Origin of the sequence: uncultured Ferrovibrio sp. (assembly GCF_937960835.1) — a bacterium.
GTDB lineage: Bacteria > Pseudomonadota > Alphaproteobacteria > Ferrovibrionales > Ferrovibrionaceae > Ferrovibrio.
The window spans coordinates 172,887-198,517 of the sequence record NZ_CALGPC010000003.1 but is presented as its reverse complement, the minus strand read 5'-3'; the positions used below and the strand labels follow the sequence as shown (position 1 = coordinate 198,517).

The 25,631-nt window shown below is 64.0% G+C and carries 25 protein-coding genes; 22 read left to right on the top strand and 3 right to left on the bottom strand.

All coding sequences use genetic code 11. The features are described from left to right. The first annotated feature begins 87 nt into the window (after positions 1–87). The 17 genes from Q0603_RS03295 (at position 88) to glpK (ending at position 16,568) form a co-directional block, all read left to right on the top strand. Complete coding sequence (locus Q0603_RS03295; protein ID WP_298722000.1) at positions 88–1,263, top strand: inverse autotransporter beta domain-containing protein; 1,176 nt, start codon at positions 88–90, stop codon at positions 1,261–1,263. 60 nt (positions 1,264–1,323) lie between these two features. Continuing rightward, positions 1,324–1,809, top strand: coding sequence for a hypothetical protein (locus Q0603_RS03290; protein ID WP_298721997.1), 486 nt, complete (start codon positions 1,324–1,326; stop codon positions 1,807–1,809). A gap of 198 nt (positions 1,810–2,007) precedes the next feature. Next, positions 2,008–2,868: an urease accessory protein UreD gene (locus Q0603_RS03285; protein WP_298721994.1), complete on the top strand. Its 861-nt coding sequence runs from the start codon at positions 2,008–2,010 to the stop codon at positions 2,866–2,868. Between the two features lie 365 nt (positions 2,869–3,233). After that, positions 3,234–4,508, top strand: a complete 1,275-nt coding sequence (gene urtA, locus Q0603_RS03280; RefSeq protein ID WP_366132437.1) for an urea ABC transporter substrate-binding protein — start codon at positions 3,234–3,236, stop codon at positions 4,506–4,508. Between the two features lie 107 nt (positions 4,509–4,615). Further along, the gene (gene urtB / locus Q0603_RS03275) at positions 4,616–6,571 is read left to right on the top strand and encodes an urea ABC transporter permease subunit UrtB (RefSeq protein ID WP_298721989.1); all 1,956 of its coding nucleotides are present in this window, start codon (positions 4,616–4,618) and stop codon (positions 6,569–6,571) included. Between the two features lie 10 nt (positions 6,572–6,581). Next, positions 6,582–7,730 carry an urea ABC transporter permease subunit UrtC gene (gene urtC, locus Q0603_RS03270; RefSeq protein WP_298721986.1) on the top strand — a complete coding sequence of 383 codons (1,149 nt, stop codon included), beginning with the start codon at positions 6,582–6,584 and terminating at the stop codon, positions 7,728–7,730. Then, complete coding sequence (gene urtD / locus Q0603_RS03265; protein ID WP_298721983.1) at positions 7,730–8,554, top strand: urea ABC transporter ATP-binding protein UrtD; 825 nt, start codon at positions 7,730–7,732, stop codon at positions 8,552–8,554. Before urtC ends, urtD begins: the two co-directional genes overlap by 1 nt. Before the next feature lie 2 nt (positions 8,555–8,556). Further along, positions 8,557–9,252: an urea ABC transporter ATP-binding subunit UrtE gene (gene urtE / locus Q0603_RS03260; protein ID WP_298721980.1), complete on the top strand. Its 696-nt coding sequence runs from the start codon at positions 8,557–8,559 to the stop codon at positions 9,250–9,252. 34 nt (positions 9,253–9,286) lie between these two features. Continuing rightward, positions 9,287–9,589: an urease subunit gamma gene (locus tag Q0603_RS03255; protein ID WP_298721978.1), complete on the top strand. Its 303-nt coding sequence runs from the start codon at positions 9,287–9,289 to the stop codon at positions 9,587–9,589. Between the two features lie 135 nt (positions 9,590–9,724). Further along, positions 9,725–10,042 carry an urease subunit beta gene (locus Q0603_RS03250; RefSeq protein WP_298721975.1) on the top strand — a complete coding sequence of 106 codons (318 nt, stop codon included), beginning with the start codon at positions 9,725–9,727 and terminating at the stop codon, positions 10,040–10,042. 3 nt (positions 10,043–10,045) lie between these two features. After that, positions 10,046–11,818, top strand: coding sequence for an urease subunit alpha (ureC, locus tag Q0603_RS03245; RefSeq protein WP_298721972.1), 1,773 nt, complete (start codon positions 10,046–10,048; stop codon positions 11,816–11,818). 136 nt (positions 11,819–11,954) lie between these two features. Then, complete coding sequence (locus Q0603_RS03240; RefSeq protein WP_298721969.1) at positions 11,955–12,554, top strand: urease accessory protein UreE; 600 nt, start codon at positions 11,955–11,957, stop codon at positions 12,552–12,554. Beyond that, a complete protein-coding gene (locus tag Q0603_RS03235; protein WP_298721966.1) occupies positions 12,538–13,266 on the top strand; it encodes an urease accessory protein UreF in 729 nt (242 codons plus the stop codon). The genes Q0603_RS03240 and Q0603_RS03235 overlap by 17 nt, the downstream gene beginning before the upstream one ends. Further along, positions 13,263–13,877 carry an urease accessory protein UreG gene (gene ureG / locus Q0603_RS03230; RefSeq protein ID WP_298721963.1) on the top strand — a complete coding sequence of 205 codons (615 nt, stop codon included), beginning with the start codon at positions 13,263–13,265 and terminating at the stop codon, positions 13,875–13,877. The genes Q0603_RS03235 and ureG overlap by 4 nt, the downstream gene beginning before the upstream one ends. A gap of 272 nt (positions 13,878–14,149) precedes the next feature. Further along, positions 14,150–14,812, top strand: coding sequence for a bifunctional 4-hydroxy-2-oxoglutarate aldolase/2-dehydro-3-deoxy-phosphogluconate aldolase (locus Q0603_RS03225; protein ID WP_298721960.1), 663 nt, complete (start codon positions 14,150–14,152; stop codon positions 14,810–14,812). A 13-nt stretch (positions 14,813–14,825) separates the two neighbouring features. Further along, complete coding sequence (locus tag Q0603_RS03220) at positions 14,826–15,074, top strand: DUF1272 domain-containing protein (RefSeq protein ID WP_298721955.1); 249 nt, start codon at positions 14,826–14,828, stop codon at positions 15,072–15,074. A gap of 3 nt (positions 15,075–15,077) precedes the next feature. Continuing rightward, a complete protein-coding gene (glpK, locus tag Q0603_RS03215; protein WP_298721952.1) occupies positions 15,078–16,568 on the top strand; it encodes a glycerol kinase GlpK in 1,491 nt (496 codons plus the stop codon). Between the two features lie 236 nt (positions 16,569–16,804). Here glpK and Q0603_RS03210 read toward each other — a convergent pair whose 3' ends face one another. Beyond that, complete coding sequence (locus Q0603_RS03210; RefSeq protein WP_298721949.1) at positions 16,805–17,251, bottom strand: hypothetical protein; 447 nt, start codon at positions 17,249–17,251, stop codon at positions 16,805–16,807. Between the two features lie 745 nt (positions 17,252–17,996). Here Q0603_RS03210 and Q0603_RS03205 point away from each other — a divergent pair. Genes Q0603_RS03205 through Q0603_RS03185 form a run of 5 tightly spaced genes read left to right on the top strand, consistent with a single transcriptional unit; the run spans position 17,997 to position 22,904 of the window. After that, complete coding sequence (locus Q0603_RS03205; RefSeq protein WP_298721946.1) at positions 17,997–18,557, top strand: F0F1 ATP synthase subunit delta; 561 nt, start codon at positions 17,997–17,999, stop codon at positions 18,555–18,557. After that, complete coding sequence (gene atpA, locus Q0603_RS03200) at positions 18,557–20,086, top strand: F0F1 ATP synthase subunit alpha (RefSeq protein ID WP_298721943.1); 1,530 nt, start codon at positions 18,557–18,559, stop codon at positions 20,084–20,086. The genes Q0603_RS03205 and atpA overlap by 1 nt, the downstream gene beginning before the upstream one ends. A 24-nt stretch (positions 20,087–20,110) precedes the next feature. Beyond that, the gene (locus Q0603_RS03195; RefSeq protein WP_298721940.1) at positions 20,111–21,001 is read left to right on the top strand and encodes a F0F1 ATP synthase subunit gamma; all 891 of its coding nucleotides are present in this window, start codon (positions 20,111–20,113) and stop codon (positions 20,999–21,001) included. Between the two features lie 42 nt (positions 21,002–21,043). Then, positions 21,044–22,468: a F0F1 ATP synthase subunit beta gene (atpD, locus tag Q0603_RS03190; RefSeq protein ID WP_298721937.1), complete on the top strand. Its 1,425-nt coding sequence runs from the start codon at positions 21,044–21,046 to the stop codon at positions 22,466–22,468. A 31-nt stretch (positions 22,469–22,499) separates the two neighbouring features. Then, positions 22,500–22,904 carry a F0F1 ATP synthase subunit epsilon gene (locus Q0603_RS03185; RefSeq protein ID WP_298721934.1) on the top strand — a complete coding sequence of 135 codons (405 nt, stop codon included), beginning with the start codon at positions 22,500–22,502 and terminating at the stop codon, positions 22,902–22,904. Positions 22,905–23,081: 177 nt separating this feature from the next. Here the strand turns inward: Q0603_RS03185 and bluB are convergent, their stop codons facing one another. Then, complete coding sequence (bluB, locus tag Q0603_RS03180) at positions 23,082–23,732, bottom strand: 5,6-dimethylbenzimidazole synthase (RefSeq protein ID WP_298721931.1); 651 nt, start codon at positions 23,730–23,732, stop codon at positions 23,082–23,084. Further along, complete coding sequence (gene thiC, locus Q0603_RS03175; protein WP_298721926.1) at positions 23,729–25,546, bottom strand: phosphomethylpyrimidine synthase ThiC; 1,818 nt, start codon at positions 25,544–25,546, stop codon at positions 23,729–23,731. Before thiC ends, bluB begins: the two co-directional genes overlap by 4 nt. Positions 25,547–25,631: the final 85 nt, after the last annotated feature.

Here is a 25,631-nt window from a genome sequence, read left to right as displayed (position 1 = left end):
AAAATACAGATGAAAAACATTGGGGTTCAGGGGCGGGAAGCAACGTTTCTGCAAGGCACAGCCGGGCGCCGGTATCGGCGGGGCAGGGTGCATGCCAGGGGAGCCGACGGCTTTGCCAAAACGGCGATTCAGATTGCGGCCGGCACCGCAGCCTTGCTGGCGGGGATGGGATATTGCCTTCTGTCGCAGCCGCTTTGGGCGAACGAGGCTCAGGCTGCTTCCGCCCGGTCGGACAAGTGGCAGCCCTGGATCGAAACCGAGGGCAAGCTCGGCAGCAAGCGCAGCCTGGGCGAAATCGATCTCTTCGTGCCTATCGACCAGGATCACGACACGCTGTTTTTCGGCGATTTCCGTCTGCGCATGGATGATGCTTCCTCGCGCGAAGGCAATTTCGGCTTCGGCCTGCGGCAGATGCTGAGCGATGGCTGGAATATCGGCGGTTATGGCTATTATGACCGCCGCCGCTCGCCGACCGGTCATACCTATAACCAGCTCACCATCGGCGCGGAGCTGCTGGGCCGAGATTTCGATCTGCGGGCTAACAGCTACTGGCCGGTTGGAAACCGTGAGAACCAGGTCGGCGCCACAGACCAGACTGAAGCAGTGCTGAACGGCACGCAGGTGCAGATGATCACCCATCGCAGCCAGATGGTGGAGCGTGCGATCGGCGGTTTCGACGCGGAAGTCGGCTGGCGGGTGCCCATATTCGATGCCGAATCCAATTTCGACCTGCGGGTCTATGCCGGCGGCTATCGCTTCGACGGCGATGGCGTGGAGGCCATCTACGGTCCGCGTTTTCGCGCTGAATTCGTCAGCTTCGACACGCCGGGCCTGTGGGAGGGCGCGCGGGTGACGCTGGGAGGCGAATGGCAGCATGACGATGTCCGCGGCTCGCAAAGCTTTGCCAGCCTGCGTCTGCGCATTCCGCTGCAGGCCGCACCGAAAGGCTCCAGCCGTCCCGCCAGCCTGCAGGAGCGGCGCATGACCACCGCGATCGTGCGTGACATTGATATCGTTACCGGGCAGCAGGTCACGCAGCTTCCCGATATCGTCGAAACGGCATCGCTCGTCGGCGGCAATGGCCCGGTGGAAAAGGTAGTGCAGCTCGATGCGTCTGCCATTGCCGACCTGCCGACAGAAGTTGCCGCGGCCGGCCCCAATAGCCTCATCGTCCTGAACGGTACTGCGGAAGTCACCACAGCTAACGTCGTCATGCAAAATGGGCAGACTCTGGCCGGTGGCGGTTCGCAGATCGCGCTGTAGGGTGTTGACAGCGGGCGTACCGCGACGCTGACGCTGCCGGGTACCGCGGGTCAGATCGACATGTCGACCGGCTGGAGCATCAGGGCAGCCGACAACAGCACCATTACTGGCTTGACGCTCAGCCGCACCGGCAGCAGCGCGGGCTGGGGTGTAATCGCCGTCGATGGTGTCAGCAACGTCGCCATCTTGAACAACACCATTACATCAAAGGTCACGGGCGGCGACCATGCCACAGCCATCCGTCTGGTGGGCCAGGCTGAAAATATCCTGATCTCCGGCAATAAGATGGACGTGTCCACGCCCGGAGGTCCCGGGACGTTTGCCTCCGGTATCGCCGCGCAGTCAGGGGGCGGAACCTGGGTGAGTGCGACCATCACCAACAACCATGTCACTGTTGATGGTGGCGCAGATGAAAACTCCTTCATCAAAACCGTCCAGGATATAAGGCTCGATACAGCCCGCTCGACCGGCAATACCGGCAATGTCGGCTGCAGTTTCAACGCGCAAGTGACCGGAACCATCGAGCTGAATGGCGCTTCCTGCTGATCGCGCCGCTTCTTTGGCAGCTATGTTTCTCCAATAGCCGCTGCGATGACCGCCCGGCCTGTCCTTCAGGCCGGGCGGCATTGTTTGAATACCGCTTCTGATGGGATCTGGCCGGTTCGGGCCCGTCGGCTCATGGCGGACCGGATCCGCTCATCAGCTTGATTTACGGCCGATGCTTGCCGATGATGATCCGATGCTTTGGCCGAACTCTTTTCCTGCGCGATGATGCCCGCTGCCAGCCTTCAGCGGGCCGATGGCGCACTGCGTCTGCGTTTTGGCCAGCAGGCGGGCATCACCCGGCTGGCCGATCTCTATCAAAGCGATCCCTGCCGCGCTCTGCTGCCGCAGCCCGATCCGGGCGAGGCGGCCACCGCCGTGCTGATCACCACTGCCGGGGGGCTGACCGGCGGCGACCGACTGCAGATCGCCATCGCGGTCGATGCGCAGGCGGATGCGCTCTGCACACCGCAGGCGGCCGAGAAGATCTACCGCGCCACCGCTGAGGAAACCGCAGAGATCGGCATTCATCTGCGCGCCGCTGCCGGCGCGCGGCTGGAATGGCTGCCGCAGGAGATGATCCTGTTTGACGGCGCCCGGCTGAGGCGCAAGGTGGAGATCGATCTGGCCGCCGACAGCCTGCTGCTGGCCGGCGACATGACGGTCTTCGGCCGCACCGCGCGCGGCGAACGCTTCCGCCAGGGCCTGCTGTTCGACCGCTGGCAGGTGCGGCGCGAGGCGCAGCCGCTCTGGCATGACGCAACGAGACTCGATGGCGATATCGCCGGCCTGCTGGATCATCCGGCAGGGTTCGGCGGCGCAGTCGCCCAGGCGCTCATTCTTTATCACGGCCCTGAAGCCGAAGCCTGCCGCGATCTGCTGCGCGAAGGGCTTCAGGCTGACGACATTAAAGGCGGCGTTACGCTTCTGGGCGATCTCCTGCTTGCGCGGCTGCTGGATCAGGATGCCGCCCGCCTGCGCCGGCATTTTGCAACGCTGTGGTCGGTGCTGCGGTCCCGGCTGGGCCGGCCGGCATCCATGCCGCGGCTTTGGCGTTTCTGAGCGAACGGCTTTCGACCAAGGTCGAATGACTCTTTGTGAGTCATCGTGAATTTTTTTGAATCGTCCTGCCGCTTCGAAATCTGCCTGTAATTTCGCCACTGCACCATTTTTTGCCAGCTATGCCTAAATTCGGATCAATAATCCCGCCTTATCGGATCGCATAACGGAAGTGGATCGCATCTGGTCTTTTTGCATCCGCGAAGACCGGTTCCGGTTTCATCCGTCATAATCAGGCAATTATCGGCGCGGCGGCTCCGGCTGAGGCCTCGCTGCCCGCTTTGGCACGGTCTTTGCCATTTCCTTCCTGCTGGACGAGCCCAAGGGGGGGCCGCCACGAGCGCAGGAGAGGAACTATGAGCAAGTTCATGCGGACAATGGCCATGCTGGGCGCAGTCGCCGCCGGTGTGGCAACCAGCGCCGCCCAAGCCCAGGATACGATCAAGGTCGGCGTGCTGCATTCGCTGTCGGGCACGATGGCGATCTCGGAGACCACGCTGAAAGACACCGTCCTGATGATGGTGGAGGACATCAACAAGAAGGGCGGCCTGCTCGGCAAGAAGGTCGAGGCCGTGGTGGTCGATCCCGCCTCGAACTGGCCGCTCTTTGCCGAAAAGGCGCGCGAGCTGCTGTCGAAGGAAAAGGTTGCGGTCGTGTTCGGCTGCTGGACCTCGGTGTCGCGCAAGTCCGTGCTGCCGGTCTTCGAGGAACTGAACGGCCTGCTGTTCTATCCCGTCCAGTATGAAGGCGAGGAAAGCTCGCGCAATGTCTTCTACACCGGCGCCGCGCCGAACCAGCAGGCGATCCCGGCAGTGGAATACCTGATGAGCAAGGAAGGCGGCGAGGTGAAACGCTGGGTTCTGGCGGGCACCGATTACGTCTATCCGCGCACCACCAACAAGATCCTGGAAGCCTTCCTGAAGTCCAAGGGCGTGGCTCAGGAAGACATCATGATCAACTACACGCCGTTCGGTCACTCCGACTGGCAGACCATTGTCGCCGACATCAAGAAGTTCGGCACGGCGGGCAAGAAGACGGCGGTGGTCTCCACCATCAATGGCGATGCCAACGTGCCGTTCTACAAGGAACTGGCCAATGCGGGCATCAAGGCCTCCGACATCCCGGTGGTCGCCTTCTCGGTCGGCGAGGAAGAGCTGGCCGGCATCGACACCAAGAACCTGGTCGGCCATCTGGCGGCCTGGAACTACTTCCAGTCCATCAAGAACCCGGTGAACGACGAGTTCATCAAGCAGTGGAAGACCTTTATTAAGGACGACAAGCGCGTCACCAACGACCCGATGGAAGCCACCTATATCGGCTTCAAGATGTGGGCCCAGGCCGTCGCTCAGGCCGGCACCACCAATGTCGATGCGGTGCGCCAGGCGATGTATGGCCAGAAGGTCAAGGCGCCGTCGGGCTTCACGGCGGTGATGAACACCAACCATCACCTGTCCAAGCCGGTCTATATCGGCGAGATCCGCCCGGATGGTCAGTTCAACATCGTGTGGAAGACCAAGGGCCCGGTGAAGGCCGATGCCTGGTCCAAGTACATTCCGGAAAGCGCCAAGCTGACCGCGGACTGGACCTTCCCCTGGGTCTGCGGCAATTGCGAGAAGCCGAAATACGCGGCCCTCGCCAACTAAGCAGCGTCGTAGCGTAGTCCATGGCCACGGCCCCTCTTCCGGGTTGCAGCGGAAGAGGGGCACAGGCCCCCGGCATAACGCGCAATAAGCGCAACCGGAGTATCGCCGTGTCCGTCGCACGCATCCTCGCCGCACGCATCCTTGCCATTGCCTTCGTCCTGGCCGGTGTCCTGGCCGGGCTCTTCTCGCCGCCTGCGCTCGCGCAGTCGCTGGAAGACATGCTCGCCGGCCTGACAGATGATCCCAAGGCCGCGATCCAGATGCTCATCGCCGCCGAGGACGAGAAGGCCAAGGCGGCTGCTGCGGCGCTGGCCAAGGGCAATCTTTTCATCCGTATCGAAGACAATGCCGTCGTCATTGCGGAGAAGGACGGCGAGCAATATGTGATCACCAATGCGCTGACCGGCGAAATCGAAGCCATGGCCAGCGCCGAGGAACTGCAGGCCATCGTATTGGATGACGAGGCTAAAGCGCTTCTCGGCGGTGCTGGCGATGCCGCCGCGCAGGATGCCGGCCCGTTCGATTTCGCCACCGGCGTCAAAGCGCTGAATGCCGAAGGCTTTGCCGAGAAGGGCAAGGCCATCGAGAAGCTGACGGCTCTGGGCGATGGCCGCGCCATCCCGGTTTTCCAAGCGCTGGCCGACGGCCGCCTGTTCAGCCGCAAATCCGACGGCGCCGTCGTGATCGGCGACCGCAGCGGCAACGACGTGCGCCTGACCATGGCCGAGACGCTGGAGCCCGCCGGCATCGTCGCGCCCGACACCCTGGATGTCATTTTCGTCAACAACAACCTGCGCAACGTGCTGCGCGAGGCAATCGGCCGCCTAGGCCTGCTCAGCGCCGAGGCCAGCACGCGCACCGGTGCCGCCAAGGCCTTGCTTGATGGCATCACGCCCGATGCGGTCGCGTTGCTGCGCGAGGCCTATGCGAAGGAAAGCATCGCTTACGTGAAAGAGGCGATGGCGCTGGCTCTGGCTGCTGCCGAACTCAGCGATCCCGACAAGGCGCGCCGCCTGGCGGCCGTGGCGGTCCTTGGCTCTTCCTCCGACATGCGCGTGCGCGCCCTGCTGCAGAGCCGTCTGGGGCAGGAGCAGGATGCAGAAGTAAAAGCCGCCATCGCGGCTGCCTTCGACAGGATCCAGACCAAGCTCACACTGATGGGCTATGCCGAGAATCTGGTGCAGGGCATCAGCCTTGGCTCCGTGCTGCTGCTGGCTGCTGTCGGCCTTGCCATCACTTTCGGCGTCATGGGCGTGATCAACATGGCGCATGGCGAAATGATCATGCTGGGCGCTTACTCTGCGTATGTGACGCAGGAAATCTTCCGCGCCATGCTGCCGCCCTCCTGGATCGGCGCCTATCTGATCGCCGCTCTTCCTGTCGCCTTCCTGGTCGCGGCTGCCGTCGGTGTAGCCATCGAGCGCGGCGTGATCCGCTTCCTCTACGGGCGGCCGCTGGAAACCATGCTGGCCACCTGGGGCATCAGCCTGGGCCTGCAGCAGGCCGTGCGCATGATCTTCGGCGCGCCCAACAAGGAGGTCGCCAATCCGGAATGGATGACCGGCGCCATCGAGCTGGCTGGCGGCTTCGCTGTGACCTGGAACCGCCTCTACATCATTCTTTTCTGCTTCGCCGTGCTGGGCCTGATTGCGCTGATCCTGCATCGCACCAGCTTCGGCCTGCATATGCGGGCGGTGACGCAGAACCGCGCCATGGCCGATGTGATGGGCATCCCGACTGCCCGCATCGATGCCATGACCTTTGCGCTCGGCTCGGGCATTGCCGGCATGGCGGGCGTCGCGCTCAGCCAGATCGGCAATGTCTCGCCCAATCTCGGCCAGATCTACATCGTCGACAGCTTCCTCGTCGTCGTCTTCGGCGGCGTCGGCAATCTGATGGGCACCCTGGTCGGCGCGCTGACGCTTGGCATCGTCAACAAGTTCCTCGAGCCGATCGCCGGCGCCGTGCTGGGCAAGGTCGTGGTGCTGATCTTCATCATCCTGTTCATCCAGAAGCGCCCGCGCGGCCTGTTCGCCGCCAAGGGCCGCGCCGCAGATGCGTAAGGAGCTTTTGATGCGTGAAGATCTCGCCGCTCTTGCCAGGCCTGCGCCGCTTCTGTCCCTGCGCGGCTGGGCCACGTTCCTCGGCATCGGCTTCGTGCTGATCGTGCTGGTGCCGCTGCTCAATGTCCTGCCGTCGTCGGGCTCGGCCCTGCATCTGCCCGACTACCTCGTGCCGCTGCTCGGCAAATATGCCTGCTACGCGATCCTCGCGCTCAGCCTCGATCTGGTCTGGGGCTATGCCGGCATCCTGAGCCTTGGCCATGGCGCCTTCTTCGCGCTCGGCGGCTATGCCATGGGCATGTACCTGATGCGTCAGATCGGCACGCGCGGCGTCTACGGCCATCCCGAACTGCCCGACTTCATGGTCTTCCTCAACTGGAAGGAGCTGCCCTGGTACTGGTATGGCTTCGACCAGTTCCCCTTTGCGCTGCTGATGGTGATCCTGGCGCCGGGCCTGCTGGCTTTGGTGCTCGGCTGGTTCGCCTTCCGCAGCCGCGTCACCGGCGTCTACATCTCCATCGTCACCCAGGCGATGACCTTTGCGCTGATGCTTGCCTTCTTCCGCAACGACATGGGCTTCGGCGGCAATAACGGCCTGACCGACTTCAAGGACATCCTCGGCTTCCCGATCCAGGCGCAGGGCACCCGCATCGGCCTCTACATCGCCTCCGTGCTGGCACTGGGCCTGTGCTTCTTGCTCTGCCGCTTCGTCACATTGTCCAAGCTCGGTCGCGTGTTGCTGGCGGTGCGCGATGCCGAAAGCCGCGTACGCTTCCTCGGCTACTCGCCCACAGCGGCCAAGCTCTTCGCCTTCACGCTCTCTGCCGTGCTGGCTGGCATCGCCGGCGCGCTCTATGTGCCGCAGGTCGGCATCATAAATCCGTCGGAATTCTCGCCCGCCAATTCCATCGAGATCGCCATCTGGGTGGCGGTCGGCGGCCGCGGCACGCTCTATGGCGCCATCCTCGGCGGCGTGCTGATCAATCTGGTCAAGACCTGGCTCACCGGCGCCGCGCCCGAACTCTGGCTCTTCGTGCTCGGCGGCCTGTTCGTCGCCTGCACCTTGCTTTTCCCGAAGGGCATCGTCGGCCTGATCGGCCAGTGGAAATCCTGGCGCGCCGAACGCCAGAGCTACAAGACGGCGGAGGCCAGCGAGTAATGCACGCCGCAACACCCATTCCATCGCCCGTCATCCAGCCCGCCATCGCGGGCCTTGCGCCTGAGGTGATCGAACGCCCGCGCGTGTCCGATACGCAGCTTTATCTCGATGGCGTGTCGGTCTCTTTTGACGGCTTCAAGGCGATCAACAATCTGGCGCTGATGGTGGCGCCGGGCGAGCTGCGCACCATCATCGGCCCCAACGGCGCCGGCAAGACCACGATGATGGACATCATCACCGGCAAGACCAAGCCCGATGCGGGCGAGGTGCTGTTCGCTGGCCGCATCGATCTCACCAAGCTGGACGAGACCGAGATCGCCAATCTCGGCATCGGCCGCAAATTCCAGAAACCCACCGTTTTCGAAAATCTCACCGTCTTCGAGAATTTCGAGCTTGCCCTGAAAGCGCCGCGCGGCGCCTTCAAGACGCTGACCGCGCGGCTTGATGGCGAAGCGCTCGACCGCATCGCCTGGGCCTTGGAGATCGTCGGCTTGGGAGCCAAGGTGCGCGAGTCTGCCGGTGCGCTCAGCCATGGCCAGAAGCAATGGCTGGAGATCGGCATGCTGCTGGTGCAGGACACCCAGCTCATCCTGCTGGACGAGCCGGTGGCCGGCATGACCGATGCCGAAACCAAGCAGACGGCGGAGCTGATTCTCTCTCTCAAAGGCGAACGCACCCTGATCGTGGTCGAGCACGATATGGAATTCGTGCGCGACCTCGGCGCCAAGGTCACCGTTTTGCATGAAGGCAGCGTGCTGGCGGAAGGCAGCGTCGAGGCGGTGCAGAACGATCAGCGCGTCATCGAGGTTTATCTGGGGCGCTAGCGATGCTGTCAGTCGAGAATATCAATCTCTATTACGGCGCCAGCCACGCGCTCCGCGATGTCTCGCTTTCGGCCGAGCCCGGGAAGATTACCTGCGTGCTGGGCCGCAATGGCGTGGGCAAGACCTCGCTGATGCGGGCGCTGGTCGGCCTGCAGGGCGTGCGTTCGGGCCGCGTGGTTTGGGAGGGAGTCGATATTACCGGGCTCAAGCCCCATGAGCGCGCCCGCCGCGGCATCGCCCTGGTGCCGCAGGGGCGCGAGATTTTTCCGCGGCTTACGGTCTATGAGAACCTGCAGACCGGCCTGGCGCCGTTGCCGTCCGGTGAAAGACATATTGACGATGACATTTTCGCACTGTTTCCTATCCTGCACGAGATGCGTCATCGCCGGGGAGGCGATCTTTCGGGGGGACAGCAGCAGCAGTTGGCAATCGCGCGCGCACTCGTGACGCGGCCCCGACTGCTGCTGCTGGACGAACCGACCGAAGGCATCCAGCCCTCCATCATCAAGGATATCGGCCGTGTCATCCGCGATCTTGCCAGTCGCGGCACCATGGCGATCGTGCTGGTCGAGCAGTATTTCGATTTCGCCAAGGCGCTGGCCGATCGCTTCATCCTGCTGCAGCGCGGCGAAGTGGTGGTCGAAGGCGACGGCGCCAGGCTGGATGCCGATGATGTCCGCCGTTATCTTACCGTCTGACAATTCGTTGCGTTGAAAGGGGGAGGCGAGCGGCATGAATTTGACGCCCCGCGAGAAGGACAAGCTGCTGGTGGCCATGGCGGCCATGGTAGCGCGCCGCCGGCTGGAGCGCGGCGTGAAGCTCAATCATCCCGAAGCCGTGGCGCTGATTACCGATTTCGTCGTCGAAGGCGCGCGCGACGGCCGCTCCGTCGCAGAACTGATGCGCGACGGCGCGAACGTGCTGACCCGCGATCAGGTGATGCCCGGCATTGCCGAGATGATCCACGAGATCCAGGTGGAAGCCACCTTCCCCGACGGCACCAAGCTGGTGACCGTGCATAACCCGATCCGGTGATGGCTAATGCGGGCATCGAAAACACCATGCGTCATCCGCACGCTTGGCCCCGCGGATCTTTCGCAAATCTGCACAAGATTGCCCCGGGGCAAGCCCGGGCATGACGGATAACCGCAAGGGCAGGGGGCACAGACCATGATCCCAGGTGAAATCATCACCGCGCCGGGCGAGATCGAGCTGAATGCCGGCCGGCCCACGGTCACGCTGGAGGTCGCCAATACCGGCGACCGGCCGATCCAGGTCGGCAGCCATTATCATTTCTTCGAGACCAACGCGGCGCTGCAATTCGACCGCGCCAAGGCGCGCGGCATGCGGCTCGACATCCCCGCCGGCACCGCCGTGCGCTTCGAGCCCGGCCAGACGCGCACGGTTTCGCTGGTGGCTTTCGCTGGCAAGCGCAATGCCTTCGGCTTCCGCGGACTGGTGATGGGCACTTTGAGGCCGGAGGAATAAGTCATGGCCAACCGCATTCCCCGTTCCGCCTATGCCAGCATGTTCGGCCCCACCGTGGGCGACAAGGTGCGGCTGGCCGATACCGATCTCATCATCGAGGTGGAGAAGGATTTCACCGCACAGCCGCCGGTCCGCACGGCGGCCGCGGGCCAGCCGGAGGGCTATTCCGCCAACACCCCGCTTTATGGCGAAGAGGTGAAATTCGGCGGCGGCAAGGTGATCCGCGACGGCATGGGCCAGGGCCAGGCCACCAATGCCGCCGGCGCCGTCGACACGGTGATCACCAACGCGCTGATCCTCGATCACTGGGGCATCGTGAAGGCCGATATCGGCATCAGGAACGGCCGTATCGCGGGCATCGGCAAAGCGGGCAATCCGGATATCCAGCCCGGCGTCGACATCGTTATCGGCCCTGGCACCGAAGCGATTGCGGGCGAAGGCAAGATCGTCACCGCCGGCGGCTTTGATGCGCATATCCATTTCATCTGCCCGCAGCAGATCGAGGAAGCGCTGTATTCGGGCGTCACCACCATGATGGGCGGCGGCACCGGTCCGGCGGCGGGCACCGCGGCCACCACCTGCACGCCCGGCCCGTTCCATCTGATGCGCATGCTGCAGGCAGCGGAAGCCTTCCCGATGAATATCGGCTTCCTCGGCAAGGGCAATGCGGCCTTGCCCGAGGGGCTGGCCGAGCAGATCGAAGCCGGCGCCTGCGGCCTGAAACTGCACGAGGACTGGGGCACCACGCCGGCTGCCATCGACAACTGCCTCAGCGTCGCCGAGCAATACGACATCCAGGTGGCGATCCACACCGATACGCTGAACGAAAGCGGCTTCGTCGAAGATACCATCGCCGCGTTTAAGCATCGCACGATCCACGCCTTCCATACCGAAGGCGCGGGCGGCGGCCATGCGCCGGACATCATCAAGGTGGCGGGGCTTGCGAACGTGCTGCCCTCATCCACCAATCCGACCATGCCCTACACGGTCAATACCGTGGACGAGCATCTCGACATGCTGATGGTCTGCCATCACCTGGACCCGAAAATCCCGGAGGACGTGGCCTTCGCCGACAGCCGCATCCGGCGCGAGACCATCGCGGCCGAAGACATCCTGCACGATCTCGGCGCCTTCTCGATGATGTCCTCTGACAGCCAGGCGATGGGCCGCGTCGGCGAGGTGATCATCCGCACCTGGCAGACGGCAGATAAAATGAAGAAGCAGCGCGGCCGCCTGCCCGAGGAGACAGGCGACAACGACAATGTCCGCGCCAAGCGCTATGTCGCCAAATACACGATCAATCCGGCGCTCTCCCATGGCGTTGCGCATGAGATCGGCTCGGTCGAGGTCGGCAAGTTCGCCGATCTGGTGATCTGGTCGCCGGCCTTCTTCGGCGTGAAGCCCGATATGGTGCTGAAAGGCGGCAGCATTGCCGCCGCGCCGATGGGCGACCCAAATGCCTCGATTCCGACGCCGCAGCCGGTGCATTACCGCCCGATGTTCGCCGCCTTCGGCCGCAACATGGTGCAGTCGAGCCTCACCTTTGTCAGCCAGGCCAGCCTCGATGCCGGCATCGCGCAGAAATTCGGCCTGCAGCGTCCGCTCGTCGCCGTGAAAGGCTGCCGCAAGGTGACGAAGAAGGACATGGTGCACAACAACTACATGCCCAAGATCGAGGTCGATCCGGAAACCTACGTCGTCCGCGCCGACGGCCAGTTGCTCAGCTGCGAGCCGGCCAAGGAACTCGCCATGGCACAGCGGTATTTTCTGTTTTGAGAGCCGCGCCTGCCACAGCATGCGTCATGGCCGGGCTCGACCCGGCCATCTTGTACAGAACAAAGAAAGATCCGCGGCCAAAAACCATTCCCGAGCTCGCGGATGACGTCCTTAGAAGCAGTCACGCCATAGAGAAATGCTGAAAGCCACCGCCGTCATTCCCGCCAGCCGCTGGCCCGCTTCCGAGCGCCGCGCCACAGTGACGCTTGCTCATCATGATCGCCACCGCCGGCGCATCCGTCTTGCAGCGGATGATGGCACCGCCTTCCTGCTCGATCTCGCGGAAGCCACCGTTCTGCGCCATGGCGACGGGCTGAAGCTGGAGGACGGCTCAGGCTATATCGAAGTGCAGGCCGCGCCCGAGCCGCTGGTGGAGGTGCGCGCCGCCACGCCGCAATTGCTGGCGCGGCTCGCCTGGCATCTCGGCAACCGCCATCTGCCGGCCGAAATCCATGGCGACCGCATCCTGATCCGCGACGATCATGTCATTGTCGACATGCTGAAAGGCCTCGGCGCCGAGGTGCGGCCAACCGAAGCGCCCTTCGATCCCGAAGGCGGCGCCTATGGCCAGCATAATCGCGATCCCACGCATCCTTACGGCCTGGGCTCGCGCTACGGCAAGCCGGGCAACGATCGCGGGCATGATCATAGCCACCATCACAGCCACGACCACAGTCACAGCCATTCCCACGATCACGGCCACCACCATCATCACAGCCATGACCACGAGCATTGAACCCGGAGCCGCGCAGCCGCAGAGCTTCGCATCCGGCGATCTCTATCGCCTGATGGCCTGGTTCTCGCCCAGCTATCCGATTGGCGCTTTCTCCTACAGCCATGGCATCGAATACGCCATCGAAGCGGGCTATGTGAAAGACGTTGCCACGCTGAGCGGCTGGATCGCCCATATCCTGCGCCGCGGCGCCGGCTTTACGGATGCCGTGCTGCTGAAGGAAGCTTATGCCGCCGCCGGCGATCTTGCGCGCCTTGATGAACTGGCCGATCTGGCCGCCGCCTGGCGCGGTACGCAGGAAATGGCGCTGGAATCGTCGCAGCAGGGCGGCTCGTTTTTATCAGTGACCCGTGCCGCCTGGAACGCGGCGGAAAAACCTGTGCTCGACGACTTCGCGCGCCTGCGTGCCGACAGGCCCGTCGCGCTCAGTATCGTGATCGGCCTTGCTGCTGCCGTGCACCGGCTCGATCTGAAGGCGGTGGTGGCGGCTTATCTGCATGCCTTTGCCGCCAATCTCGTTTCGGCCGCCGTGCGCATCATCCCGCTTGGACAGACCGATGGCCAGCGCGCCCTGGCCGCGCTGCTGCCCGTGGTCGACAGCGTGGTGGATTGCGCCCTGGCCTGTCCGCTGGAGGAGTGCGGCGCGGCTGCACCGATGGTCGATCTTTGCTCTATGATGCACGAAACCCAGTATACGAGGCTGTTCCGCTCATGAGTTCATCAAATCCCTTGCGCGTCGGCATCGGCGGTCCCGTGGGTTCGGGCAAGACGGCGCTGGTCGAACGGCTCTGCCGCCATCTGCGCGACGACTGGAACATCGCGGTCGTCACCAACGACATCTACACCAAGGAGGACGCCGAGTTTCTGACCCGCGCCGGCGCGCTGGACCCGGCGCGCATCATGGGTGTGGAGACCGGCGGCTGTCCCCATACGGCGATCCGCGAGGATGCTTCGATCAATCTCGCCGCCGTGGCCGAGATGCAGAAGAAATTTCCCGGCCTCGACGTGATCTTCGTTGAATCCGGCGGCGACAACCTGGCTGCGACTTTCTCGCCCGAACTCGCTGACATCACCATCTACGTCATCGACGTCTCTGCCGGCGACAAGATCCCGCGCAAGGGCGGCCCGGGCATCACCCGTTCCGACCTGCTGGTGATCAACAAGATCGACCTTGCGCCTTTGGTCGGCGCTTCGCTGGAAGTGATGGACCGCGATGCGAAAAAGATGCGCGGCACCCGGCCCTTCATCTTCGCCAACCTGAAAGCCGACAAGGGCGTCGCCGAAATCGCCGATTTCATCCTGAAAAGCGGTGGGCTGAAGGAATAGGAGAGCTCTCCATAGCCTCGACGTCATGGCACGGCTTGGCCGTGCCGTCGGCGAGGTCCTGTCCAAAACAACTCATGGATGCCGCGCCTGGCCACAATGCCGTCACCGGCGGGTCTGACCCGCAGGTCTTTCTCCGTTTTGCGCAAGATGCCGGCGAGGAATGCTGCTGCTGGGCCCAGGCATGATGACTAAGGGCCCGGACATGACGATTGCGGGTCAGGCATGACGACCCCGGCTCCTCTGTGTTAAGCCTAAAGAAAACGGGAGGAGCCATGCTGGAGAAGATCGACCGCGTCACACCCGTCGATGTCCTGATGCAGTCTGCGCCGGTCATTCCGGTGCTGGTCGTCGAGGATGCCGCCCATGCTGTGCCTTTGGCGCAGGCCCTGGTTGCCGGCGGCATGCCGGTGCTGGAGATCACGCTCCGCTCAAGCGCCGCTCTGGAGGCGATCCGCCGCATCGCGCAGGAAGTGCCGGCCGCCATCGTCGGCGCCGGAACGGTGCTCAATCCCGCGCAGTTCGCAGCCGCGCAGCTTGCGGGTGCAAGATTCATCATCGCGCCGGGCACCACCGAAGCGCTGTATGCCTCCGCCAAAGACACCGGCCTGCCTTTCATCCCCGCCGTTGCGACGCCCAGCGAGATCATGCGCGGGCTGGAACATGGCTTCGCGCGGTTCAAATTCTTCCCGGCCGAAAGCATGGGTGGTATTGCTGCGCTGAAAAGTTTTGGCGGGCCGTTCCCCGATGCGCGCTTCTGTCCGACCGGCGGCGTGACCGAAGCCAATCTCGCGTCTTACGCCGCTCTGCCGAATGTCTTTGCCGTCGGCGGCTCTTGGCTTGCGCCGAAGGACAAGGTGGCGGGCGGCGACTGGGCTGCGATCACCGCGCTGGCGCAGCGGGCGGTGAAAGCCGCGCAGGACGCGAAGCGAAAGTAAAGAGAGGGTTTTCATGCTGGAACTGCGCCCGAACTGCGAATGCTGCAACCGCGACCTCGCGCCCGATGCAGCGGATGCGATGATCTGCACCTTTGAATGCACCTTCTGCCGCGACTGCGCGGAGAATACCCTGCGCGGCATCTGCCCCAATTGCGGCGGCAATCTCGTGGCGCGTCCGATCCGTCCGGCCCGGCTTTTGGAAAAATATCCGCCCAGCACCAGGCGCGTGTTCAAGGCCGAAGGCTGCCGGCAGGTGGCGTAAGTCATGGCGCAGAAACAGTACGTCCTTGCCGTCGATCAGGGCACAACCTCGTCGCGCGCCATCGTCTTCGATGCGCAGGGCATGGTGGTCGGCCTCGCCCAGAAGGAACTGACGCAGCATTACCCCGCCGATGGCTGGGTTGAGCATGATGCGGAGGAAATCTGGCGCGATGTGCAGAGCGTGATGCGCGAGGCCATTGCCCGCGCGCGCCTCAGCGCCAGCGACATTGCCGCCATCGGCATCACCAATCAGCGCGAGACCACCGTGGTGTGGGAGCGCGCAACCGGCCGGCCGATCCATCGCGCCATCGTCTGGCAGGATCGCCGCACCGCCGAATACTGCCGCCGCAAGATCTCTGACGGCATCAACTCGGTGGTGCAGGCCAAGACCGGACTGCTGATCGATTCCTATTTCTCGGCCACCAAGATCAACTGGCTGCTCGACAATGTGCCGGGTGCCCGCAAACGTGCCGAGAAGGGCGAGCTCTGCTTTGGCACCATCGACAGCTATCTGCTCTTCATGCTCACCGGCGGCAAGGTGCATGCCACCGATGCCACCAACGCCTCGCGCACCATGCTGTTCGACATCCATCGCCAGCAATGGGACGAGGCGCTGCTGAAGATCTTCGACATCCCCGCCGCCATGCTGCCCGAGGTGAAGGATTGCAGCGGCGAATTCGGCGCGACCTTGCCGGAAATCCTTGGCACCAGCCTGCCGGTGGCAGGCATCGCCGGCGATCAGCAGGCCGCCACCTTCGGCCAGGCCTGCTTCCAGCCCGGCATGGTGAAATCGACCTATGGCACCGGCTGCTTCGCGCTGCTCAATATCGGCGACACGGCGATTGCCTCGAACAGCCGCCTGCTTACCACGGTGGCTTATCGTTTGGATGGCAAGGCCACCTATGCGCTTGAAGGTTCGATCTTCGTTGCGGGTGCTGCGGTAAAATGGCTGCGCGACAGGCTGCGCTGCGTCAAGGACGCCGCCGAAACGGCAACGCTTGCCGCCGCCGTGCCGGAAAATCACGGCGTGTATATGGTGCCGGCTTTCGTTGGTCTTGGCGCACCGTACTGGGATCCGGATGCGCGCGGCGCGATCCTCGGCCTGACCTTCGATGCGGGCTATGAGCATATTGCCCGCGCCACTTTGGAATCGGTCGCCTATCAGACGCGCGATCTCACCAACGCGATGAAGGCGGATGGCGCGCAGACGCCGACCGCGATCCGCGTCGATGGCGGCATGGTGGCGAATGACTGGCTCTGCCAGTTTCTTGCCGACATGCTCAACGTCGCCGTCGAACGCCCCAAGGTGATCGAGACGACGGCTCTGGGCGCGGCCTATCTTGCCGGCCTGGCATCCGGCGTCTATGCCGGCCTCGATGCGGTCGCTTACGGCTGGAACGTCGACCGCCGGTTCGAGCCGCGCATGAACGCCGCCACCCGCGAGCAGCTCTATGCCGGCTGGCAGAAGGCCGTGCAGAAGGTGCTGAGCAAATAGCGGCGGACGCTGCCCATCTGTCTGCACCGCCAGCCGTCATGCTCGGGCTTGGCCCCGAGCATCCATGAGTCCCATTTTTTCTGCGGCGTCTGAAAACAACGCGTGGATGCCAGGCATAGACGTGACGGAAATGATCAACATTCTCCCGTCACCCACGGATCGGTTTTTTCAATTCGGCAGGAGATCCCCGGCCAGGAACATTCCACTGGGCCCGGGCATGACGGTAGGGGAGCCCATCACCTCAGCACATAGATCAGCAGCACGCTGCCGCCGAACGAGACCAGTATTCCTGCAATGCCATAGACCGCATACCATGAGCGGCGCTGCCAGTTCAGCCGTGCGGTGAGCCAGAAGAGCAGAATGACGGCGACGATCTCGGTGCCAGGCACGGCTTTGGCGGTGCGCGCGAGCCAATAGGTGCGATCGAGCGGCAGACCAGCCTGCTGCATCGCCGCCAGGGTCATGGTCGCCACCAGCGGCGCCAGCGCGATCAGGCCAACGATGATCGCCACGCCGCGTTTGAGCGGATCGCGCGGATCGCGCACGCGATGCTTGCGCGTCCAGATCAGCCCGATGGCGGCAAGCATGATCAGCGCCAGCCCGCCCAGCAGGGTCGGCCGGCCGACATAGATGAGGATGGCCCAGAGATCGGCGAGGATGCGGTCGGCGACGGAGTCAGGCATGGCTTGAGCATTATGCCGCCGCCGGGCTTTGCCAACCCGCGCCTTGCTCCGGCCGGCGCGGATCTTTGGGTGATGAACCGCTGGGGACGAACCGCCGGGGATAAACCGCCTGTATCCGGGCACGGGATGGGGCGGCAGATACTGCTTCACTCTTTGTTCTTAAAAATAAAAAATAATCCTACACTTCCGACCGGAACAGAGAGGATGCCTGCCCAGAATCGCCTCCCGCCATGGCCGGGCCGCCGCGCCGCCGCCGGCTCGACTGAATAAAGGCCGCCGAACGGCTGGCCGTGGCTTGAGCGTCGCGGCGGCGGTGGAACTCGGCTGCCGGCCCCAGGTGATTCACCGCAACCTGCGGCGCGCCGGACGGAGTGGTCTTTGATGGCAGGGGCCCGCCCGCCCGGTTAGGACGGCTTCAGTCCTGTATGGACGCATTTGGGCTCTGTTTGGCTCCGTTGGACCTGTTTGGTCAGCCTCTGCAGCCGTCTTTGCAGCCTCCGGCGGAAGCCTCCTGGCCTGTCATCGCGTTGTCGTTGGGTTGTCGTTTGGCCTCGCTGTTGCAGCCGCCAGACCCATATGCTAGGTAATCGCGGCTTTCGCGCCGGGGGGCTGCGGGAACGCGCTCTTTGGCTCGTGAATTCCCCAGGCCGATCAAAGTCTTAGCTGGTCTATCGGGGTTCGGTCGGATGCCTGCATCCGAATCCCGGTCCGATGGCCCGGCGCCCATAAGAAAGAAGGGTCGTTCGTGGCTCAGGAAACAACGCTCGTCTCCGGTATTGCTGGCCGTTATGCGACCGCGCTGTTCGATCTGGCGCGCGATGCCGGTCAGCTCGACGCCGTCGCCAAGGATCTCGACACGCTCTCCGCCCTGCTGGCCGAATCCGCCGATCTGGTCCGCCTGGTCCGCTCGCCGGTCTTCGGCCGCGACGAACAGGCCAAGGCCATGTCAGCCGTGGCCGAACGCGCAGGGCTGGGGGATCTGGTCCGCCGCTTTCTCGGCGTGACTGCGCAGAACCGCCGGCTGTTCGCGCTCAGCGACATCATTTCCGCCTATAAGAAGCTGCTCAGCCACCATCGCGGCGAAGCCGTCGCCGAGGTGATCTCTGCCGTTCCGCTGACGGACGCGCAGCTGCAGCAGCTCAAGTCTTCGTTGTCGTCGGAAGCCGCCGGCAACGTGGTGATCAACGCCAAGGTCGATCCCGACCTCATCGGCGGCCTGGTCGTCAAGCTGGGTTCGCGCATGATCGATGCGTCGATCCGTAACAAGCTCAACAATCTCAAGTCCGCCATGAAAGGGGTTGCGTGATGGACATCCGCGCCGCAGAGATTTCGGAAATCCTCAAGTCGCAGATCAAGAATTTCGGCGCTGAAGCCGAGGTTTCGGAAGTCGGCCAGGTGCTCAGCATCGGCGACGGCATTGCCCGCGTGCATGGCCTCGACAAGGTCCAGGCCGGCGAGATGGTCGAGTTTCCCGGCGGCATCAAGGGCATGGCGCTCAACCTTGAGACCGACAACGTCGGCGTCGTGATCTTCGGCGAAGACCGCGGCATCAAGGAAGGCGACACCGTCAAGCGGACCGGCACCATCGTCGACGTTCCGGTCGGCAAGGGCCTGCTCGGCCGCGTCGTCGACGCGCTTGGCAACCCGATCGACGGCAAGGGCCCGCTCACCAACGTCACCCGCGCCCGCGTGGAAGTGAAGGCGCCGGGCATCATCCCGCGCAAGTCGGTGCACGAGCCGATGCAGACCGGCCTGAAGGCGCTCGACGCCCTGGTGCCCGTCGGCCGCGGCCAGCGCGAGCTGATCATCGGCGACCGTCAGACCGGCAAGACCGCCGTGGCGATCGACGCCATCCTGAACCAGAAGGCGGTCAACGCCACTGGCGACGAGAAGAAGAAGCTGTACTGCATCTACGTCGCGATCGGTCAGAAGCGCTCGACCGTCGCGCAGGTGGTGAAGACGCTGGAAGAGTCGGGCGCGCTGGAATACTCCATCGTGGTCGCCGCCACCGCGTCGGAGCCGGCCCCGCTGCAGTTCCTGGCGCCGTATACCGGCTGCGCCATGGGCGAGTACTTCCGTGACAACGGCATGCATGCCGTGATCATCTATGACGACCTGTCCAAGCAGGCCGTCGCGTACCGCCAGATGTCGCTGCTGCTGCGCCGTCCGCCGGGCCGCGAAGCCTATCCGGGCGACGTCTTCTACATCCATTCGCGCCTGCTCGAGCGTGCCGCGAAGATGAACGACAAGAACGGCGCCGGCTCGCTGACCGCTCTGCCGGTCATCGAAACCCAGGCGGGCGACGTGTCGGCCTACATCCCGACCAACGTCATCTCGATCACCGACGGCCAGATCTTCCTCGAGACCGAGCTGTTCTACCGCGGTATCCGTCCGGCGATTAACGTCGGTCTGTCGGTCAGCCGCGTCGGTTCGGCCGCGCAGATCAAGGCGATGAAGCAGGTTGCCGGCACGATTAAGCTGGAACTGGCGCAGTATCGCGAAATGGCCGCCTTCGCCCAGTTCGGTTCGGACCTCGATCCGGCGACCCAGCGCCTGCTCAACCGCGGCGCCCGCCTGACCGAGCTGCTCAAGCAGCCGCAGTATCAGCCGCTGCCGGTCGAAGAGCAGGTCGTCTCGATCTATTCGGGCGTGAAGGGCTATCTCGACAAGCTGCCGGTCAACCAGGTCGGCCGTTTCGAGCAGACCCTGCTGACCACCGTCCGCAGCAAGCATCCGGATATCCTGCAGGGTATCCGCGAGCAGCAGGCGCTGACGCCGGAGATCGAAGCCAAGCTCAAGGCCGTGCTCGACGAGCTCGCCAAGACCTTCGCTTGATCGGCAGGGAACGGGTAGCGCGTCATGCCTAGCCTTAAATCCCTGCGCGTTCGGATCAACTCGGTCAAATCGACCCAGAAGATCACGAAGGCGATGAAGATGGTGGCGGCCAGCAAGCTGCGCCGCGCCCAGGAGGCGGCCGAACAGGCCCGGCCCTATGCCGAGCGCATGGCGAAGATTCTGTCTTCGCTGGCGGCCGGTCAGGCTGGCGCGGAGAATGCCCCGCGCCTGCTGGTCGGCACCGGCAGCGACCAGGTCCATCTGCTCGTCGTCGCCACCGCTGAACGCGGCCTTTGCGGCGCGTTCAACTCCTCCATCGTCAAGCTGGCCCGCCGCCGCATCGACGAGCTGACGGCCGCCGGCAAGACGGTGAAGATCCTCTGCGTCGGCAAGAAGGGCCGCGACCAGTTGCGCCGCGACCATGCCAGCAAGATCGTCGACACGCTCGATCTGTCGAAGTCCAAGAAGATCGGTTTCGCCGAAGCTCAGGAAATCGCCGACCGCGTGCTGGCGATGTTCGAGGCCGGCGAGTTCGACGTGGCCACGATCTTCTTCAATAACTTCAAGTCGGTGATCAGCCAGATTCCGACCGCGCAGCAGCTCATCCCGGCCATGGTCGCCGGCGGCGAGAATGCCGAGGCGGCTTTGGATCTCGGCGGCGCCATCTACGAGTTCGAGCCGGACGAGGAAACCATCCTCACCCAGCTTCTGCCGCGGAACCTGTCGATGCAGGTCTACCGCGCGCTCTTGGAGAATGCCGCTTCCGAGCAGGGCGCCCGCATGACCGCGATGGACAATGCGACGCGCAATGCCGGCGAAATGATCAAGAAGCTGACGCTGAACTACAACCGTTCGCGTCAGGCGCAGATCACCAAGGAACTGATCGAAATCATCTCCGGCGCCGAGGCCGTGTAAGTCGGCGCGCTGGGAAACGAGATAGAAGGACGGAGCAGCATCATGGCTACGAACAAGGTGGGTCGCATCACCCAGGTTATCGGCGCGGTCGTCGACGTTCAGTTCGACGGACACCTGCCGGCAATCCTGAACGCGCTGCATTGCACCAACCAGGGCAACCACCTGGTGCTCGAAGTGGCCCAGCATCTGGGCGAGAACACCGTGCGCACCATCGCGATGGACTCGACCGACGGTCTGGTCCGCGGCATGGAAGTCACCGACACCGGCGCGCCGATTTCGGTGCCGGTGGGTCCGGAGACGCTCGGCCGCATCATCAACGTGATCGGCCAGCCGATCGACGAGCGCGGCCCGATCAACGCCAAGCAGGCCGCCCCGATCCATGCGCCCGCGCCGGAATACGTCGATCAGTCGACCGAGCAGAAGGTGCTGGTCACCGGCATCAAGGTCGTCGACCTGCTCGCGCCGTATGCCAAGGGCGGTAAGATCGGCCTGTTCGGCGGCGCCGGCGTCGGCAAGACCGTGCTGATCATGGAGCTGATCAACAACATCGCGAAGACCCACGGCGGTTACTCGGTGTTCGCCGGTGTGGGCGAGCGTACCCGCGAAGGTAACGACCTCTATCACGAGATGATGGAATCGGGCGTTATCAAGACCGACGGCCCGGGCTCGAAGGTGGCGCTGGTGTATGGCCAGATGAACGAGCCGCCGGGCGCCCGCGCCCGCGTCGCGCTGACCGGTCTGACGCTCGCCGAATACTTCCGCGACCAGGAAGGCCAGGACGTGCTGTTCTTCGTCGACAACATCTTCCGCTTCACCCAGGCGGGTTCGGAAGTGTCGGCGCTGCTCGGCCGCATTCCTTCGGCGGTGGGTTACCAGCCGACGCTGGCCACCGATATGGGCGCCCTGCAGGAGCGCATCACCTCCACCAACAAGGGCTCGATCACCTCGGTGCAGGCCATTTACGTGCCGGCCGACGACTTGACCGACCCGGCGCCGGCGACCTCGTTCTCGCACCTGGACGCCACCACCGTGTTGAGCCGCCAGATCGCCGAGCTCGGCATCTATCCGGCGGTGGACCCGCTCGACTCGACCTCGCGCATCCTCGATCCGCGCATCGTCGGCGAAGAGCATTACACCGTTGCTCGCCGCGTGCAGGAAATCCTGCAGAGCTACAAGTCGCTGCAGGATATCATCGCGATCCTGGGCATGGACGAGCTGTCGGAAGAAGACAAGCTGACGGTTGCCCGCGCCCGTAAGATCCAGCGCTTCCTGTCGCAGCCCTTCGACGTTGCCCAGGTCTTCACCGGCTCGCCGGGCGTGCAGGTTCCGCTGGCCGAGACGATCCGCGGCTTCAAGGAGATCTGCGACGGCAAGCACGACCATCTGCCGGAAGCCGCCTTCTACATGGTCGGCACCATCGACGAGGCGATCGCCAAGGCCAAGAAGATGGCGGCCGAGGCGGCCTAAGGCTGCCGGTCGCGTAGATTAGGAGCTGATCATGGCCGAGACCTTCGGGTTCGAACTGGTATCGCCGGAGAAGCTGCTGCTCTCGGTGGATGCCGAGATGGTGGTGGTGCCGGGCGAGGCTGGCGATTTCGGCGTGCTGCCGGGCCATGCGCCGGTGATCTCGACGCTGCGCAATGGCGTCATCGAGGTCACCACGCCGGGCAAGGCCGAGCCGGAGCGCATCTTCGTCGCCGGCGGCTTCGCCGAGGTCGGTGGCGACAAGCTGACCGTGCTGGCCGAGGAGGCTGTCCCGCTGGCCAAGCTGGACCGCGCCAAGGTCGAGCAGCAGCTGAAGGACGCCCGCGAGGATTTCGAGGACGCCAAGGACGAGCATGCCAAGGCCCGCTGCCAGGCGCTGGTCGACAAATACGCCGCCATGCTCGAGGCGGTGGCGTAAGCCGCGCTTTAAAGGCAGGCGGCCGCCCAACCGGCACCACGAAAGACGTCATGCCCGGGCTCCGGCCCCGGCATCTTTCTCAAGGCCCGAACGGGCCTTGATTTTGGATTTAATCGTACTTGTTTTGTTCAAATTCGCGCCTTACGCCTCTCCCGCTTGCCGGAGAGGGGTAAGGCGTCACCGCCGGATGATGAAGCTCGTTGCCGGACGGCGGTGTTCCCAGCCGCGACGCTCCAGTTCCGGATCGATGCTCTCCTCGGCCGGATAGCCGACGCAGAGATAGGCGATCAGCCGCCATTCCGCCGGCAGGTCGAGATCGCGGTTCACCGCCACCGGATCGAGGATCGACACCCAGCCCGCGCCGATGCCGAAGCTGCGCGCCGTCAGCCAGAAGCCATAGACCGCCATCACGGCGGAATAATCCAGCATCTCCGGCATGGTGCGGCGGCCAAGACCATGGCCCTGCCCGGTGGCCTCGTCGCAGAAGACGGCAAGATGCACCGGCGCTTCCTTCAGTCCCGCCAGCTTCAGCGAGGCATAGAGCTTCGCCTTGTCGCCGCTGTAATCGCCAAGCGCTGCGGCATTTTCCTGCTCGAAATTGGCCAGCACCTTGGCGCGGCGCGCGGCATCCTCCACCAGCACGAAGCGCCAGGGCTGGCTGTTACCCACGCTTGGCGCCAGGGCCGCCACTTCCAGCAGATGCTGCAGCAAGGCCGGATCGACCGGATCAGGGCGGAAATGCCGCACGTCGCGCCGCCACAGGAAAAGCTCTTTCAGCTTCTCCCGAAAGGCGGCGTCGAAATCGGGCGGCAGCGCATCCTGGCTCATCGGCTGGGATGATAAATCTCCCCGCCCTGTCTGCGGAAGCGTTCTGCCATCTCGGCCATGCCGCTTTCCGCCACGTCATTCTGCTGGCGCGCGGCGTCGCGTACCTCCTGGCTGATCTTCATGGAGCAGAATTTCGGCCCGCACATGGAGCAGAAATGCGCCAGCTTGTGCGCCTCCTTCGGCAGGGTCTTGTCGTGGAAATCCCGCGCCGTTTCGGGATCCAGGCCGAGGTTGAACTGATCCTCCCAGCGGAATTCAAAGCGTGCCCGGCTCAAGGCATCGTCGCGCCGCGCCGCGTTGGGATGGCCCTTCGCCAGATCGGCGGCATGGGCGGCGATCTTGTAGGTGATCACGCCCGTCTTCACGTCGTTGCGGTCGGGCAGGCCGAGATGCTCCTTCGGCGTGACGTAACACAGCATGGCGCAGCCATACCAGCCGATCATCGCCGCGCCGATGCCGCTGGTGATGTGGTCATAGCCCGGCGCAATATCGGTGGTGAGCGGCCCCAGCGTGTAGAAGGGCGCCTCGCCGCAGGCCTTGAGCTGCTTGTCCATGTTGGCCTTGATCTTGTGCATCGGCACATGGCCGGGGCCTTCGATCATCACCTGCACGCCCTTGTCCCAGGCGATCCTGGTCAGCTCACCCAAGGTTTCCAGTTCGGCAAATTGCGCCGCGTCGTTGGCATCGGCGGTCGAGCCCGGCCGCAGGCCATCGCCCAGCGAGAAGCTGACGTCATAGGCGCGCAGGATGTCGCAGATCTCCTCAAAATGCTCGTAGAGGAAGCTCTCCCGATGATGCGCCAGGCACCATTTCGCCATGATCGAGCCGCCGCGGCTGACGATGCCGGTGACGCGGTTGGCAGTGAGCGGAATATAGGCCAGCCGCACGCCGGCATGGACGGTGAAGTAATCGACGCCCTGCTCGCATTGCTCGATCAAGGTGTCGCGGTAGACTTCCCAGCTCAGATCTTGCGCGCGGCCGCCGACCTTCTCCAGTGCCTGATAGATCGGCACGGTACCGATCGGCACCGGCGAATTGCGGATGATCCAGTCGCGGATATTGTGGATGTTGCGGCCGGTGGAGAGGTCCATCACCGTATCCGCGCCCCAGCGGATCGCCCAGACCATCTTGTCGACTTCCTCGGCCACCGACGAGGTGACGGCGGAATTGCCGATATTGGCATTCACCTTCACCAGGAAATTGCGGCCGATGATCATCGGCTCCAGTTCGGGATGGTTGAGGTTGCAGGGGATGATGGCGCGGCCCCTGGCGATCTCGTCGCGCACGAATTCCGGCGTCACGAAATCGGGGATGGACGCGCCGAAATCCTCGCCATCGCGGGCGCGTTTTTCCTGCAGCGCCGCGCGCCCTTCGTTTTCACGGATGGCGACATATTCCATCTCGGGCGTGATGATGCCGCGCCGCGCATATTCAAGCTGCGTTACCGCCCGGCCTGCTTTGGCGCGCAGCGGGCGGTGTGTCACCGGAAAGGCGGGAACCGCGCCGCTGCCGCCATCGTCTTCCGGCCGCAGCAGCCGGCCGTCATAGGCTTCAACATCGCCGCGCGCCAGGATCGATGCCGTGCGCCAGCGCGGCAGGCCGCGATTGATGTCGATCTCGGCTTCCGGGTCGGTATAGGGGCCGGAGGTGTCGTAGACCGCAAGCGGCGGCTCGTTTGCGCTCGGATGAGTCGCGATCTCGCGATGCGGCACGCGAATGTCGGGATGCAGCTTTCCCGGCTGATAGACTTTGCGCGAGGCCGGCAGCGGCCCCGTGGTGATGTGGAAGTTCAAAGCGTCGGTAAGCTTGTCCATGAGGATCTCCCTTCGGCTAGGCGACGTGGAGATCCGGGAATGGGTGGATGTTCGCGGAATGCAGGCGGCAAATAGAGCAGACAGA

Excerpts from the sequence above, each read along its gene's own strand:
- Q0603_RS03290 (WP_298721997.1), top strand. The coding sequence starts at position 1,324 with ATGTCGACCGGCTGGAGCATCAGGGCAGCCGACAACAGCACCATTACT.
- urtA (WP_366132437.1), top strand. The coding sequence starts at position 3,234 with ATGCGGACAATGGCCATGCTGGGCGCAGTCGCCGCCGGTGTGGCAACC.
- urtC (WP_298721986.1), top strand. The coding sequence starts at position 6,582 with ATGCGTGAAGATCTCGCCGCTCTTGCCAGGCCTGCGCCGCTTCTGTCC.
- urtD (WP_298721983.1), top strand. The coding sequence starts at position 7,730 with ATGCACGCCGCAACACCCATTCCATCGCCCGTCATCCAGCCCGCCATC.
- urtE (WP_298721980.1), top strand. The coding sequence starts at position 8,557 with ATGCTGTCAGTCGAGAATATCAATCTCTATTACGGCGCCAGCCACGCG.
- Q0603_RS03255 (WP_298721978.1), top strand. The coding sequence starts at position 9,287 with ATGAATTTGACGCCCCGCGAGAAGGACAAGCTGCTGGTGGCCATGGCG.
- Q0603_RS03250 (WP_298721975.1), top strand. The coding sequence starts at position 9,725 with ATGATCCCAGGTGAAATCATCACCGCGCCGGGCGAGATCGAGCTGAAT.
- ureC (WP_298721972.1), top strand. The coding sequence starts at position 10,046 with ATGGCCAACCGCATTCCCCGTTCCGCCTATGCCAGCATGTTCGGCCCC.
- Q0603_RS03240 (WP_298721969.1), top strand. The coding sequence starts at position 11,955 with ATGCTGAAAGCCACCGCCGTCATTCCCGCCAGCCGCTGGCCCGCTTCC.
- Q0603_RS03235 (WP_298721966.1), top strand. The coding sequence starts at position 12,538 with ATGACCACGAGCATTGAACCCGGAGCCGCGCAGCCGCAGAGCTTCGCA.
- ureG (WP_298721963.1), top strand. The coding sequence starts at position 13,263 with ATGAGTTCATCAAATCCCTTGCGCGTCGGCATCGGCGGTCCCGTGGGT.
- Q0603_RS03225 (WP_298721960.1), top strand. The coding sequence starts at position 14,150 with ATGCTGGAGAAGATCGACCGCGTCACACCCGTCGATGTCCTGATGCAG.
- Q0603_RS03220 (WP_298721955.1), top strand. The coding sequence starts at position 14,826 with ATGCTGGAACTGCGCCCGAACTGCGAATGCTGCAACCGCGACCTCGCG.
- glpK (WP_298721952.1), top strand. The coding sequence starts at position 15,078 with ATGGCGCAGAAACAGTACGTCCTTGCCGTCGATCAGGGCACAACCTCG.
- Q0603_RS03210 (WP_298721949.1), bottom strand. The coding sequence starts at position 17,251 with ATGCCTGACTCCGTCGCCGACCGCATCCTCGCCGATCTCTGGGCCATC.
- atpA (WP_298721943.1), top strand. The coding sequence starts at position 18,557 with ATGGACATCCGCGCCGCAGAGATTTCGGAAATCCTCAAGTCGCAGATC.
- Q0603_RS03195 (WP_298721940.1), top strand. The coding sequence starts at position 20,111 with ATGCCTAGCCTTAAATCCCTGCGCGTTCGGATCAACTCGGTCAAATCG.
- atpD (WP_298721937.1), top strand. The coding sequence starts at position 21,044 with ATGGCTACGAACAAGGTGGGTCGCATCACCCAGGTTATCGGCGCGGTC.
- Q0603_RS03185 (WP_298721934.1), top strand. The coding sequence starts at position 22,500 with ATGGCCGAGACCTTCGGGTTCGAACTGGTATCGCCGGAGAAGCTGCTG.
- bluB (WP_298721931.1), bottom strand. The coding sequence starts at position 23,732 with ATGAGCCAGGATGCGCTGCCGCCCGATTTCGACGCCGCCTTTCGGGAG.
- thiC (WP_298721926.1), bottom strand. The coding sequence starts at position 25,546 with ATGGACAAGCTTACCGACGCTTTGAACTTCCACATCACCACGGGGCCG.